At 57.5% G+C, this 13763-nt stretch carries 9 protein-coding genes and 2 pseudogenes; all 11 read left to right on the top strand.

Annotated features, from left to right (window positions below; genetic code table 11):
• Positions 1-6: 6 nt before the first annotated feature.
• The 11 genes and pseudogenes from EAH68_RS00225 to EAH68_RS00175 all read left to right on the top strand — a co-directional run bounded on the left by EAH68_RS00225 (position 7) and on the right by EAH68_RS00175 (position 13757).
• Positions 7-411: a hypothetical protein gene (locus EAH68_RS00225; protein ID WP_126119313.1), complete on the top strand. Its 405-nt coding sequence runs from the start codon at positions 7-9 to the stop codon at positions 409-411.
• Between the two features lie 41 nt (positions 412-452).
• Positions 453-2543: an excinuclease ABC subunit UvrB gene (gene uvrB / locus EAH68_RS00220; RefSeq protein ID WP_126119312.1), complete on the top strand. Its 2091-nt coding sequence runs from the start codon at positions 453-455 to the stop codon at positions 2541-2543.
• 9 nt (positions 2544-2552) lie between these two features.
• A complete protein-coding gene (locus EAH68_RS00215; RefSeq protein WP_126119311.1) occupies positions 2553-3008 on the top strand; it encodes a universal stress protein in 456 nt (151 codons plus the stop codon).
• Between the two features lie 62 nt (positions 3009-3070).
• Positions 3071-3511 carry a universal stress protein gene (locus EAH68_RS00210; protein ID WP_126119310.1) on the top strand — a complete coding sequence of 147 codons (441 nt, stop codon included), beginning with the start codon at positions 3071-3073 and terminating at the stop codon, positions 3509-3511.
• 545 nt (positions 3512-4056) lie between these two features.
• Positions 4057-5244 (top strand): hypothetical protein, encoded by a 1188-nt coding sequence (locus EAH68_RS00205; protein ID WP_126119309.1) that lies wholly within the window; start codon positions 4057-4059, stop codon positions 5242-5244.
• A gap of 91 nt (positions 5245-5335) precedes the next feature.
• Complete coding sequence (locus EAH68_RS00200; protein ID WP_126119308.1) at positions 5336-5803, top strand: hypothetical protein; 468 nt, start codon at positions 5336-5338, stop codon at positions 5801-5803.
• A gap of 200 nt (positions 5804-6003) precedes the next feature.
• Complete coding sequence (locus EAH68_RS15040) at positions 6004-6135, top strand: hypothetical protein (RefSeq protein ID WP_277600445.1); 132 nt, start codon at positions 6004-6006, stop codon at positions 6133-6135.
• A 149-nt stretch (positions 6136-6284) separates the two neighbouring features.
• Positions 6285-6681 (top strand): annotated as a pseudogene (locus EAH68_RS15155) (transposase); the annotation flags it as partial.
• Between the two features lie 239 nt (positions 6682-6920).
• Positions 6921-7982, top strand: coding sequence for a competence protein CoiA family protein (locus EAH68_RS00190; protein WP_126119307.1), 1062 nt, complete (start codon positions 6921-6923; stop codon positions 7980-7982).
• Between the two features lie 137 nt (positions 7983-8119).
• Positions 8120-8528, top strand: a pseudogene (locus EAH68_RS00180) (IS1380 family transposase); the annotation flags it as partial.
• A gap of 273 nt (positions 8529-8801) precedes the next feature.
• The gene (locus EAH68_RS00175) at positions 8802-13757 is read left to right on the top strand and encodes a DEAD/DEAH box helicase (RefSeq protein ID WP_126119306.1); all 4956 of its coding nucleotides are present in this window, start codon (positions 8802-8804) and stop codon (positions 13755-13757) included.
• The last annotated feature ends 6 nt before the right edge of the window (positions 13758-13763 follow it).

The raw sequence follows: 13763 nt of genomic DNA, 5'->3' as shown, positions 1-13763 counted from the left end.
ACTTTCATGACCGGATACTTCACCGTCTTCCCCCTCATGTTCGTGGTCACGTTCGCGCTGATCATCGCGGTGTTCATCTTCAACCTGACCACCCAGATCCGTCGACGCCGCGACTCGGAACAGGGTAAGCAGAATGAGCTTCTCGACGCCCGCGCCGACGCCGACCGCTGGATCGCCCGACTGAGCAACGAGATCCTGCACACCACCCCCGCGGATGAGCAGGTGAAGAAGCTGGTGGGGCAGGCCTCAGAGCGCCACGCGAACGCCCTCAGCCAGGCAAGCTCCGCCACTACCGTGGGGCAGGCGAAGCTCGCCAGGGAAGTGGCGGTCGAGGGGCTGTACTACATGCGCGAGGCCCGCAAGCACATGGGCGAACTGGAGGGACCGCCGCTGCCTGAGCTGGGAAGTTAGCCCCATCGACCCCCACCCCCGATCGGCGTATCCTTGGGGGCATGGCTTTTGCTGCTGAACACCCTGTTCTGTCCCATTCTGAGCACCGCCCCGTCGGCGAGATCGAGCGTTCGGACGGCAAGTTCGAGGTCATCTCCGAGTTCCAGCCCTCGGGTGACCAGCCGGCGGCGATCAAGGAACTCGATGAACGTCTCAGCCGCGGCGAGAAGGACGTGGTGCTGCTGGGTGCCACGGGTACGGGTAAGTCGGCGACGACGGCGTGGTTGATCGAGAAGCAGCAGCGCCCGACGCTGGTCATGGCCCCGAACAAGACGCTGGCCGCGCAGTTGGCCAATGAGCTGCGGGAACTGCTGCCCAACAACGCGGTCGAGTACTTCGTCAGCTACTACGACTATTACCAGCCGGAGGCGTATATCGCGCAGACGGACACCTACATCGAGAAGGACTCCTCGATCAACGAGGACGTGGAGCGGCTGCGGCACTCGGCGACCTCGGCGCTGCTCTCGCGTCGTGACGTCGTGGTGGTCTCCTCCGTCTCCTGCATCTACGGCCTGGGTACCCCGCAGTCCTACCTGGACCGTTCCGTGGTCCTGGCGGTGGGGGAGGAGGTCGAGCGCGACCGCTTCCTGCGCCTGCTGGTGGACATCCAGTACGAGCGCAATGACATCGCCTTCAAGCGCGGCACCTTCCGCGTCAAGGGCGACACCGTCGACATCATCCCCGCCTACGAGGAGCTGGCGGTGCGCGTGGAGTTCTTCGGCGACGAGATCGACGCGCTCTACTACATCCACCCGCTGACCGGTGATGTCGTGCGCCAGGTCAAGGAGATCCGCATCTTCCCGGCCACCCACTACGTCGCAGGTCCCGAGCGCATGGCGAAGGCCGTCGAGGACATCAAGGCGGAGCTGGCCGAGCGCCTTAGCGACCTGGAGAACCGCGGCAAGCTGCTCGAGGCGCAGCGCCTGCGCATGCGCACCGAATATGACCTGGAGATGATCGAGCAGGTCGGCTTCTGCTCGGGCATCGAGAACTACTCCCGGCATATCGACGGCCGCGCGGCGGGCACGTCGCCCGCCACGCTCATCGACTACTTCCCGGAGGACTTCCTCACCGTCATCGACGAGTCGCACGTCACCGTGCCGCAGATCGGCGGCATGTACGAGGGCGACATGTCGCGTAAGCGCAACCTCGTCGAGTTCGGCTTCCGGCTACCTTCGGCGATGGACAACCGCCCGTTGACCTGGGAGGAGTTCGAGGACCGCGTCGGCCAGACGGTCTACCTCTCGGCGACCCCGGGCAAATACGAGATGGCCGCGGCCGGCGGCGAGTTCGTCGAGCAGGTCATCCGCCCGACCGGCCTGGTCGACCCGCACGTCAGTGTCCGGCCCACCCAGGGGCAGATCGACGACCTCATCCACGAGATCCGCGAGCGCACCGAGAAGAACGAGCGCGTCCTGGTCACCACCCTGACCAAGAAGATGGCGGAGGACCTCACCGACTACCTGCTGGAGAACGGTGTGCGGGTGCGTTACCTGCACTCGGACATCGACACCCTCCAGCGCGTGGAGCTGCTGCGCCAGCTGCGCCTGGGCGAGTACGACGTCCTCGTGGGCATCAACCTGCTGCGTGAGGGCCTTGACCTGCCGGAGGTCTCCCTCGTGGCGATCCTCGACGCTGACAAGGAGGGCTTCCTGCGGTCCACGACCTCGCTGATCCAGACCATCGGTCGCGCCGCCCGAAACGTCTCCGGAGAGGTGATCATGTACGCCGACAAGATCACCGACTCCATGGCCCAGGCCATCGAGGAGACCGAACGCCGCCGCGAGAAGCAGATCGCCTACAACACCGAGCACGGCATCGATCCGCAGCCGCTGCGCAAGAAGATCGCCGACATCCTCGACCAGGTCTACGAGACCGCCGGGGAGGAGCGCAGCGGGGGAGAGGCGGCCATGGTCGAGCGGCCGGACACCTCGGACATGCCTGCCGAGCAGCTGCAGAAGCTCATCGACGACCTCACCGCCCAGATGGGTGCCGCCGCCCGGGAGCTCAAATTCGAGTTGGCCGGCCGCCTGCGCGATGAGATCGCTGAACTGCGCAAGGAACTGCGCGGCATCAAGGACGCGGGGATATAGGATGGAGTTATGATCACCTATTCCGCCATTGCAGTGGGAACCGACGGTTCCGAGTCCTCCCAGGCCGCCGTCCGCGCGGCAGCCAGCCTGGCCCGCCTCTATGACGCCAAACTCGTCATCATCTCCGCCTGGCACGCCGCCTCCAGCCCGCTGCTCAACGCCCCCCACCGCGACCTCTCCTCCGTTCCCGTCAGCGAGGAGGAAGCCGCAGACCAGCACCTGCGCGACGCCATGATCGTCGCCCAGCAGGAGGGCGCCGCCTCCATCGAGCTGCGCAAGGTCGCGGGTGCCCCCGCTGATGCCCTCACCCGCGAGGTTCAGGAAAGCGGCATTGACCTGCTGGTGGTGGGCAATAAGGGCGTGAACACCCTGACGGGACGCGTATTCGGCAACATCCCGACCGAGGTGGTACGCAACTCCCCGGTCAACGTATTGATCGTCAATACCGACGACCACGAGTCCTAGTCCGCAAACGTTGTTAAACTAGGGCGAACCATCATCCCTGAGGAAAGGTCCCGACAGGTCCCATGAGCAACTACCAGAAGATCGTCGTCGGCACGGACGGCTCCAAGTCTTCCCTGCTGGCCGTTGAGCGCGCCGCAAAGATCGCCGCCGCCTTCGACGCGACCCTCATCATCGGCTGCGCCTACTACGAGAACAAGGACGAGGCGTCCAAGACCCTCCGCCAGGATTCCGTGACCATCCTCGGTGACGAGACCGCCGAGAAGAACCTCTCCGCAGGCGAGGCCGCCGCACGTGAGGCCGGCGCCACCAAGGTGGAGAAGGTCGTCCGCCCGGGCACCCCGGTCGAGGCTCTCATGGCGATCGTGAACGAGGCCAACGCTGATCTTCTCGTCGTGGGCAACCGCGGCATCAACTCGCTGACCGGCCGCCTCCTCGGTTCCGTGCCGGCTGATGTCGCCCGCCAGTCCGACTGCGATGTGATGATCGTCCACACCGTCGCTTAAGCGACCTGTGCTTCAGAAGCACTGATGCGGCCCCCAGGAAATCCTGGGGGCCGCGTTTTGTTCACCTAGTGAAAGCAAGCATTTGAACTCTACTACTCCGACAGCGTGCAGGAGCTGGGCGCTCATCACGGATGAGGGGATTTTGTTGAGTATAACGCCATTGGTCAATGGACTCATAGCAGACAGAGGATGAAGCGGTGAGTGCCAGACTGCTGTTTTGGGCTTGGTGTAGATGCGGATGATCTAGAACACACGGTGGGAGATCCCGAGGTCTTGGCAAAACTGGGAGACGGGCACCGTCGTCAAGGATTTCGCCGGACTATTTACCAAACTCGACGTCAGCAAAGTTGCTAACGAAGACTCCTGTTTAACAGTAGACTCCATCCAACGGAACTTCACTGCGAAAAAGCGGGCGTGCACGGAAGGCATTAAAAAGCCTCGATAAGCGGGGGAGTGGGTTTTCTGCTTGCAGGGGTGAGCCGTAGTAGTAGAATTACTGAGTACGATCGTTGATGTCCTCAAATAACATCCAGTCTTAGGGAATCATGGCGCAGAAAACATACAAAGAAGTTAAGGTATCATTCTACGAGCTTGTTGATCAGGAGTCAGGTAAAAGATTGCCGGCCCGAGATTGGAATGAGCAGCTCAATTCCTTGCGGCCTGAGAGAGCCGAAGAATGGGTGGACTTTAAAGAAGCTGTATTGGAGGCTATGGAGATTTCTTCTCCTAGTCTCGCGCATTTACAAGATAGAATTGACATAACTCTAGTCCCCGATGAGTCTCCGACGATTACCGTTTATGAGGACAAACAAGCGCCGGTATCGGGCCCGGAAAAGGTCCTTCTCGAGCAAATTGGCAATGAAGTTATCGACGAGTTAGAACTACAATCTTTGCCGGTCTGCGTGGGCATCGTCACGGAGGACAACCAATCAAGTCGACAGATGTCCGTAACTTATAATAATAGGACACTCGATGGCATAGTTGACGGGAATCTTGATAGAGCATGCCTTTCCTTGGCTATTGACAGAGCGATAAGCCCTAGGGAAAGACATGCTATTGGAGGTATACGAAGGCAGCTAAAAACGTCTGGCCCGAATTGGGATGCTGCGGAAGAGTCGATCTATGTATTTTTCGGGAGAAATCTATTTGGCATGATTATGACTAACATTGGTGCGCCATCCCATAGCGCACTTGCTAGTTGGCTAGATGTGTATGCGCCGATTGATGAGAATAATTTGAATCGCCGATGGAAAGCCGTGCCAGTTGTTCGTAAGGGGGTTTACGAAGAGGTAATTAAAAAGAGAAACATGGAGGTGACGGGAGCAACTTTCGCTTTCAAGCCTAATGAAATCGAAGATCCTAATGCTGGCATAATTAATGTTCTCTTAGATCGATTCACTAATACCACGTCTGGTCTTTCTATTGAAATTAAAATTTCAGCAGGAAGGTATAAGAATAACAGCGCTAATTCTAAGTATATCGTGGGCGAGTTGGAAGAAGTTCTTAGCGATGGCAAGGCCGAACGTATTAAACTTAAAGCTAAGGAAAGTGGTGGCAGGGCTCGTGAGTTCGATTTAATCGAAGATAGCATTGCATACCGGGTTGACCTTGATCGGGATGCGCTGAATAAGGCTGATACTTTGGCTCCCGTAGCTAATGAAGAAATCCGGACTGGATTCGAGAAGATGTCAGAGCTCTTGCTCAAGGCGGTCCCCGAAACGGAATCGGTTTAGGCTAATCTTTTTGCGCTCCAGTCAGTTTATTCAAAATTAGTCAGGGATTCATTGTTAGAATTTTTCCCCTAGGAGCGAAGGATTGGCGTGCATGAGATTCTTGGAAAAACCTGGACAGATCCCAATTTGGGTTAGTAGATTATTCTGGCCTCTAGCTTGGCGATCGCTCCTTCTTGCAGTAGTAGTTCTGTGGGGACTACGTGGCGACTTGAACATCTCCTTTTGGGATTCGCCAAACCTTGATTCGATGTTTTATGCAGTTTCTTCGGTTATTGGCATTCTTGCAGCATTTCTAACGACTAGTCTTACCATTCTGGCAACTAGTGATTCAAAGGCAACCATGCGAATCAAGGAGCAGGGAGGGGCCGGTCTTGTTGTGACTTTTCTTTATGCCGTAGTGACTTTACTCGTAAGCGCTTTAGTTATCGCCGTCATTGGGCCTGCGGCTGCTTCGACAAGGTGGGCGTCCTATGTGTTGATCGGAATTGTCGCTATAGCTTTTATTGAAATCTTAATTGTGACCTTCTATACTTATTTATCTTTAGTTGATAAGGGATAGGGTGACAGCGTAATTGCATGAGAAATGAGTCTCCCTATTTCTTGATTGACAACTAGAGACGCTTCCCGCACATAAAGGAAAGCGATGATCATAGCTAGGAAAGCGAAGTGTCGGTTTGGGTTCCCGGACCATATTGGTGCAAGTCCCGTGGATAACCCAAGCGGGAGCAAGAATGAAGGCTCCTGGCTATGATGAGGTACATGGCCAACGAATTTTACTACAAAGCTGACGCTAACCACTTGCTCGTCCATCGAGGCACCTCGACCCAGCCCAAGCAGGATCATTTCAAGGGTGACGCGATTGATGCAAAGGTCCTTGAAATGGCACACTGATTATCCGGAATGGGGTCGATCCGTTGGTACTCTATCCCGGAGGATCATGGCGTCGGGTTACCCCAGAGCTAGAGGAAGATAGTGACTAGCACTAGTGAATCCCCCGACTTGGCTCAAATTAGTGCCGAAGTTGAGCCAAGTCGGGTGTGACCGCCAAGGCACTGGAGATCGGCTAGTACCTGGTCAACCAGCTCGCACTGGATGCCTGCCGTCAGCTCGTCTACGACGACCCGCACCACCTCGACGGCGTACACACCTTCGGAGTCAACGAACACGTCCGGAAACACACCCGAAAGCCAGGTCAGCCGTCCAACCTGGTGCCCATCCTCGTAGACCCCACACCCTGGTGGACGGGCGTGGGTCTACCCGACTGCTGGACCTGTGCCCCGGACAAAGCGCAGAAGTCCTGCGCTCCTGGTTGCAGGAACGCGACCCCGGTTTCCGGGAACAGGTGCAGGTCGTGACGATGACGGCTTCACCGGCTACGCCAGTGTTGTGGACCGGTCTCTCCCGGACACTCGCACAGTGATGGACCCCTTTTATCTTGATGTGTTGGTTATGCTGATTTTGATGCCCCACACCTGGCTGCAACAGGTGCTGTGGGAAACAAACTTGGCCTAATTGAGAGACTCTTGCCCCTCCACGCTTATCTGCTCATCGAGGTCATCGACGGCACTTCCACCACTGGTGGAACTACCCATGTAGTCACTCACACAGTGAGAAGAAGGCTCTCGGCACGACGAGCTGATCCTGTTGAATTGTGACTATAGAAAGAGGAACAAGCTATGGCACTATCTGCCATCTGGAATAGCAAACGTGTGATCTCAACACAGCTCAGTGACGACGACTGGACACTACTGCGCAACCAGTCGAGACAAGATCATGAGGTGCTGCGAATGGCGTACAGTGGCCTGCCGTGCATTGGTAAGACTTCCTCTCTAGGTCTGCGCTTCTTCGCGCACAGAGCTGGTGTGGTGAACGGGGAACTTCCTGCATGGAGTGAGACTGCGGAACATCTATTGGTCAAGTCACTGATCGTCAGTACTGTCACTAATGCTGGTTGGGATGCATCTACAGAAGTCATGAGTGCAGATCGTTCATGGATCGCAGACACGCTGGTGAAGAAAAACATGCGTAGCATTGCCTTCGAAGTTCAGTGGTCACGTCAGTCGATAGAGGACTATCGCTTCCGCACCGATCGCTACCGGCAGGCAGGAATTGAATGTTATTGGTTGTCCAGACATAATCCATTTATTGTAAATAATGAATCCGCGGATGTGAGGATTTTCCCGCTGGTGGTGGATATAGAAAAATCGACCGCCCAGGTGGCTGGCCTACGTCTCTCAGAGTTCGTCGTTGCATGTCTGAATAGCACCAGAGTCGGCTTCGGAAACTTCGACGGATCCATCCTCATCCGCTGCGAAGACTGTGACAAGCAGATCTGGGCATGGGGCGGTTTCAATGGCACTGCTTCCAGCGATCTTCGCAACAAAAGAAATCGTGAGATAGTGGAAAGCGCTCTGCGCAGAAGCGGCAAGTGGGAAAAGAGGACGCCAATTGCAGAGGTCACAACTCTGACGTTCAGAGAGAATCCTGACAAGAAGTTTCATGTATGCGTGTGCCCATTCTGTGAGCATATCGTGAGTGATGACGTGCTCCGGATGGCGTACAGTGAGAATGATGATCCAGCACACCACGTTCGATTCGGTATTCCAGGCAAGAAACCCGGATCAGATATGGCTCCGCACGTAATGATCTACGACGAAGAAGACTGGGTGTTGCGAAATGTCAATGCGTACTGGAACGATCAAGGGATAGCATCTCGCAGGACGCCAGGGCGAATTTAGCGGCTCTTCGTTTTTAGCCTGGATTCATCGATGTGATTCGGGTTTAACAGCGTGGGAAAAAGAGAAATTCCCTTCTGAACTGGGAGAATCAAACTTGTCTAGAGTCCTGATTACCCCGCCAGAAAGGCACCTCACAGGTGCAACTATCTCACACCCCCAGCCATATCCATTTCCTTCGATGACCCCACCCTCGTGTCGACCGCCGGACTGGTCCACATCATGCGCCTGGCGGACACCGCGAGCCTGTCCGCGCTCGTCAGCATCACCGGATGGCCATTGCAACCGGCCCTGGTGCCCGTCCCCACGGCAGGTGAGAAGGGCAACGGATACGTTTTCGTTGATGTCGACGACACGATCATCGAAGTCCACAGACACCAGAAACAAGGCGCCGGTTTCGGCTACTCCGGTATCCGCAGACTCAATGCCCTGCTGGCCACGGCCACCACAAAGGAGTCCGCCCCGGTGATCGTGGCCCAACGCCTGCGCCGCGGGTCGTGTGGCTCCCCACGTGGGGCCGACCGGTCGATCGCTGACTCGATCGCCACGATCTCGGACACGGCGTCCGGTGGTCTCCCGTTGGAGTCGCTGCCGACACGAGGTCGAGCTTGTGGGCCGCCAGATGCACGGCATAGAAGAGATTATGACGACGTTAGCATAATCCTTTATATGTTGTGACACCCTGAGCCCCGCCCGGTGGTCAGCTACCCACTCCGAAGCGCGAAGAGCCGTTTACGTAATTGTCTGGAAAAGTCGCATAGGTTCCGACTTTTGTTCGAGGTCAAAGCCATCAACGTAGGAACCATCTGAGAGACTGGTTCCATGTCAACGTTCAGTGATGTGGTTTCTGCTCTCAATGAGATGGGTAGCCCGGTTGAGGCTGGCCTGAGGTTCGAGCACTTGATGGTCCGCTACTTCCAGCTGGATCCGCTGATGAGTAGCGAGTACGACGAGGTCTACCACTGGAGCAAGTGGCCCTACAACGGGGGACGCACAGACTCCGGCATCGACATCGTCGCCCGTAACCGCGACGACCACACCTGGACTGCCATTCAGTGCAAGTTCTACGCCCCTTCGAGCTATCTGCAGAAGGGTGACCTGGACAGCTTCTTCACCGAGTCCGGCAAGTCCTTCACCACTGAGCGCGGTAAAGAAACCTTCACCAACCGCATCATTGTCTCCACCACGGATCGCTGGTCCTCGAAGGCTGAAGAGGCGGTAGAGGACCAGACCATCCCGGTGCAGGTTATCGGTACAGGCGCGATCTCAGATTCATCGATCAAGTGGGATGTCGCGTGGCCGGGCTCTGAGTTCACGGTCAACATGGATCTCAAGCCTAAGTTTGAGCCTCACCCGCATCAGCGGTTGGCCATCGACAAGGTATTCACCGGCTTTGAGACCCACGATCGCGGCAAGCTCATCATGGCGTGTGGTACCGGCAAGACCTTCACGGCGTTGAAGCTGGCCGAGGAACTGGCCGAAAAGCAGGGGGGTCGGGCCCGCATTCTCTTTGCAGTGCCGTCGATTTCACTGCTGGGGCAGTCGATGCGGGAGTGGAGCGCCAACTCGACGATGGATATCCGCCCGTTCGCCGTGTGCTCTGACGCCAAGGTGTCCCGTGCAGCCGAGGATATTAAGGCCCACGAGCTGGAAATCCCGGTGACCACCGACGGTGAGTACCTGGCCGAGCAGCTGTCCAAGGGCGGTAAACGTGCCAAGGGGCTGCAGGTCGTATTCACCACCTACCAGTCCCTGCAGGCTGTGCATGAAGCTCAGCAGCGCGGGGCCAGCGCCTTTGACCTGGTCATCTGTGATGAGGCACACCGAACAACCGGCATCACGTTGGCTGGAGAGGAGCCGTCTGCATTCACGCGTATTCATGACGCCGACTACGTCCAGTCTGCTCGTCGCCTCTACATGACGGCGACGCCGCGGCTCTACGATGACAAGGTCAAGGACAAGGCTGATGATCATTCCGCGGAGATCGCGTCCATGGATGATGAAGCCGTCTTCGGACCCGAATTCCACCGCCTGGGATTCGGTGAAGCTGTGGAGAAGGGCCTGCTCACCGACTACAAGGTGCTGGTGATCGGCGTCGATGAAGAAGTCGCAGCACAGACTGTCCAGAAGTCGGCGGCGAACTCGAATGGGGAGATCACCCTTGACACCACCTCCAAGCTGATCGGCTGCTGGACGGCACTGGCCAAACGTTCCGGCCGCGAGCAAGGTGGTTTCAGCAAAACCGACAAGCCTATGCAGCGTGCGGTCGCCTTTGCCAAGGACATCAAGACCTCCCGGAACATCGCGGAGATCACTCCGACCATCATCGAGATGTACACCGACTCGCTGCGCTCCAAGGCTGTGTTTGGTGAGACGGATGAGCAGAATCTGGATCTTGAGCTTGGGACTCACCATGTCGACGGCACGATGAACGCGCTCAAGCGCAATGAGGAGCTGAGCTGGCTCAAGGCCCATGTCCCGGAGAATGAATGCCGGGTTCTCACGAATGTCCGCTGCCTGTCCGAGGGTGTGGATGTGCCGGCGCTCGATGCAGTGCTCTTCCTCAACCCGCGCAACAGCATCGTCGATGTTGTCCAGTCGGTGGGCCGGGTGATGCGCAAGACTGAGGACAAGGACTACGGCTACATCATTCTGCCAGTTGCTATTCCTGCCGGGGTTTCTCCTTCTGCTGCGCTTAGCGACAACAAGCGGTTCCGGGTCGTGTGGGAGGTTCTCAACGCGTTGCGTGCCCATGACGACCGTTTTAACGCCATCGTCAACTCTGCAGTACTTAACCAGGCGGATACTAAAGATCCCGGAGATGATGCCCTATCCGACAAGATCCAGGTCGACATGGTCAGCTCGGGAGATGGCGAGCTGACCGACGAAGAGCGCAACCAAGCTGCTACTCAGATGGCATTGTTCTCTCTGGAAGAATGGCAGGAGGCGATGTACACCAAGATCGTGGACAAGGTCGGTGACCGCGAGTACTGGGAGGACTGGGCTGATGATGTCGCCGACATCGCCGCCGCTCAGATCACCCGGATCACCTCGCTTATCGACGCCGCCGACCCCACCGTCGCAGCCGAGTTCGAGCGCTTCGTCGAGGGGCTGCGCGGCAACCTCAATGACTCGATCACCGAGGCCGAGGCCATCAGCATGCTCTCCCAGCACCTGATCACCGCTCCGGTGTTTGATGCCCTGTTCGCGGAGCATGATTTCGCTTCCCATAACCCCGTGTCTCGGGTCATGCAGCGCATGGTTGATGCCCTGGGGGATTCCCAGCTGGATGCTGAGACGGAGAAGCTGGAGAAGTTCTACGCCTCGGTCCGGGTGCGTGCCTCCGAGGTCAGCTCCGCTGCCGGCAAACAGACCGTGATCAAGGACCTCTACGAACGCTTCTTCAAGAAGGCCTTCCGCCGACAGTCCGAAGCTCTGGGCATCGTCTACACCCCGGTCGAGATCGTTGACTTCATCCTCCGTGCCGCCGATGAGGTCTCCCGCACGCATTTCGGCCGTGGACTCACCGATGAGGGGGTTCATGTGCTTGACCCCTTCACCGGCACTGGCACCTTCATGGTCCGCCTGCTGCAGTCGGGGCTGATTGAACCGCATGACCTGGCCCGCAAGTACGCTGCAGAGCTGCATGCTACCGAGATCATGTTACTCGCCTATTACGTCGCAGCGGTCAACATCGAGACGACCTACCACGGACTGCTCCACGAGAAGGCTCTCCGCGAGGGGGAGCAAGCACCCGACTATGAGCCCTTCGGTGGGATCGTCCTGGCCGATACCTTCCAGGTGTATGAGGACGGTGACCAGCTGGACCTGGAAGTCTTCGAACAGAACAATGCCCGGATCACCCGGCAGAAGACCACCCCCATCCACGTCATCGTCGGCAACCCGCCCTACTCCGTCGGTCAGACCAGTGCGAATGACCTCAACGCGAACCTGAAGTACCCGACCCTGGACACCCGCATCGAGCAGACCTATGCGGCGAAGTCCACGGCGACGAACAAGAACTCCCTCTACGACTCCTACCTGCGTGCCTTCCGCTGGGCCACCGACCGGGTCGAGGAAGGCGTGGTGGCGTTCGTGTCCAACGGTGGGTGGATCGACGCCAACACCGGTGACGGTGTGCGTCTGAGCCTGGCGGAGGACTACTCCGAGCTGTACGTGTTCAACCTGCGCGGAAACTCACGCACAGCCGGTGATTTGGCTAAACGGGAGGGAGGAAACGTTTTTAACGTACGCGTTGGAATCCAAATCTTTGTTGGGGTGAAGAAGAAGGATTCAATTGGGTGCCGGATCTTCTACCGGGATGTCGGCGACTATCTGACTACTGCGGAGAAACTGGAGATCATCGATACCTCCACGATTGCCTCGACCCTGTGGGAAGAGATCACCCCGAACAACCATGGTGATTGGATCAATCAACGCTCCGATAATTTCGGAATCTGGCCGGTTCTCGGCGACAAGAAGAATCCCACTGCAACAGCTATTTTCCGCAATTTTTCCGCAGGTTTGAAAACCGCTCGTGATGCGTGGTGCTATGGGCAGACCACCGCGCAGGTTACTGACAACATCGAAACCTTGTTGAGCACTTATGAAGCGGCACGGAAGCGCTTCCATGACTGGAGCCGAACCACAGGGGTGCAGTCGCCGAAAGAAGCGGATGTCAACCGTTTCCTGCAGGACAACCCGGATCTGGCGGATACCACCACAATCTCCTGGAACCGTAGCCTGAAGAACCTGCTGGCCAGAGACAAGGACATCGAATTCAAGGCCAGCTCCCTGACGAGGTCTCTGTATCGGCCGTTTACTCCGATGAGGGCCTACTTCAATCGGGAACTCAACGACATGATCTACCAGCTGCCGTCGATGTTCCCCACTCCGAATCATGACAACATAGGTTTTTATGTACTGGGAGTCGGCGCCACTCAGGACTTTGCTCTCCTATCGAGCACTCATCTTCCTGACATACAGATGATTGGTGCAGGACAAAATGGCCAGTTTTTCCCCCGCTGGACCTGGGAACCCGTCGCAGCACCCGAGGGTGAGCTGGACTTCGGAGGGGGCACGGCGGCGTCGATAAGCGCACCAGGTGCCGAGGGCGAGGTCCTCGACGGTTACCGCAGGGTCGACAACATCACCGACGAGATCCTGGGCCTGTACCGGGATGCACTCGGTGCGGATGTGTCGAAGGACGACATCTTCTACTTCGTCTACGGCCAGCTGCATGACCCGGGTTACCGGGAAGCGTATGCGGCGGATCTGAAGAAGATGCTCCCACACATTGAAACCCCGACGGACCGGGCTCGTTTTGATCAACTAGCGGCTGCCGGCCGGGAGTTGATGGACCTGCACACAGGCTATGAGGATGTCGAGCCTTTCCCCGTGACCGTGGATGTTAAGCCCTCGGCTGACCCGCAGGACCGGGAGACCTGGCGGGTGACCAAGCTGAAGTGGGCGAAGAAGAAGGACCCGGAGACAGGCAAGAACGTCGATGATCACACCACGATGATCTACAACCCTAAGGTGACCATCCGGGATATTCCGGCTGATGCTAACGCTTACATGCTCGGAGCTCGTTCCGCCCTGGCGTGGATCATCGACCGCTACCAGGTGAAAAAGGACAAAGCCTCGGGCATCGTCAACGACCCCAATGACTGGGCAGATGAGGTGGGCAACCCACGCTACATCGTCGACCTCATCGCCAAGGTCACCCGCGTCGCGGTGGAAACAGTCCGCATCGTCGATTCCCTGAACGAGGACTAGCCGACG

It is taken from the genome of Corynebacterium hylobatis (assembly GCF_003955685.1).
Taxonomy (GTDB): domain Bacteria; phylum Actinomycetota; class Actinomycetes; order Mycobacteriales; family Mycobacteriaceae; genus Corynebacterium; species Corynebacterium hylobatis.
Note: the sequence above shows the minus strand (reverse complement) of the source record. Positions and strands in the feature narration are given on the sequence as shown.

Bases quoted from the DNA above. Each gene is read 5' to 3' on its own strand.
- EAH68_RS15040 (WP_277600445.1), top strand. From the start codon at position 6,004: ATGGCCAACGAATTTTACTACAAAGCTGACGCTAACCACTTGCTCGTC.
- EAH68_RS00205 (WP_126119309.1), top strand. From the start codon at position 4,057: ATGGCGCAGAAAACATACAAAGAAGTTAAGGTATCATTCTACGAGCTT.
- EAH68_RS00210 (WP_126119310.1), top strand. From the start codon at position 3,071: ATGAGCAACTACCAGAAGATCGTCGTCGGCACGGACGGCTCCAAGTCT.
- EAH68_RS00215 (WP_126119311.1), top strand. From the start codon at position 2,553: ATGATCACCTATTCCGCCATTGCAGTGGGAACCGACGGTTCCGAGTCC.
- EAH68_RS00225 (WP_126119313.1), top strand. From the start codon at position 7: ATGACCGGATACTTCACCGTCTTCCCCCTCATGTTCGTGGTCACGTTC.
- EAH68_RS00190 (WP_126119307.1), top strand. From the start codon at position 6,921: ATGGCACTATCTGCCATCTGGAATAGCAAACGTGTGATCTCAACACAG.
- uvrB (WP_126119312.1), top strand. From the start codon at position 453: ATGGCTTTTGCTGCTGAACACCCTGTTCTGTCCCATTCTGAGCACCGC.
- EAH68_RS00175 (WP_126119306.1), top strand. From the start codon at position 8,802: ATGTCAACGTTCAGTGATGTGGTTTCTGCTCTCAATGAGATGGGTAGC.
- EAH68_RS00200 (WP_126119308.1), top strand. From the start codon at position 5,336: ATGAGATTCTTGGAAAAACCTGGACAGATCCCAATTTGGGTTAGTAGA.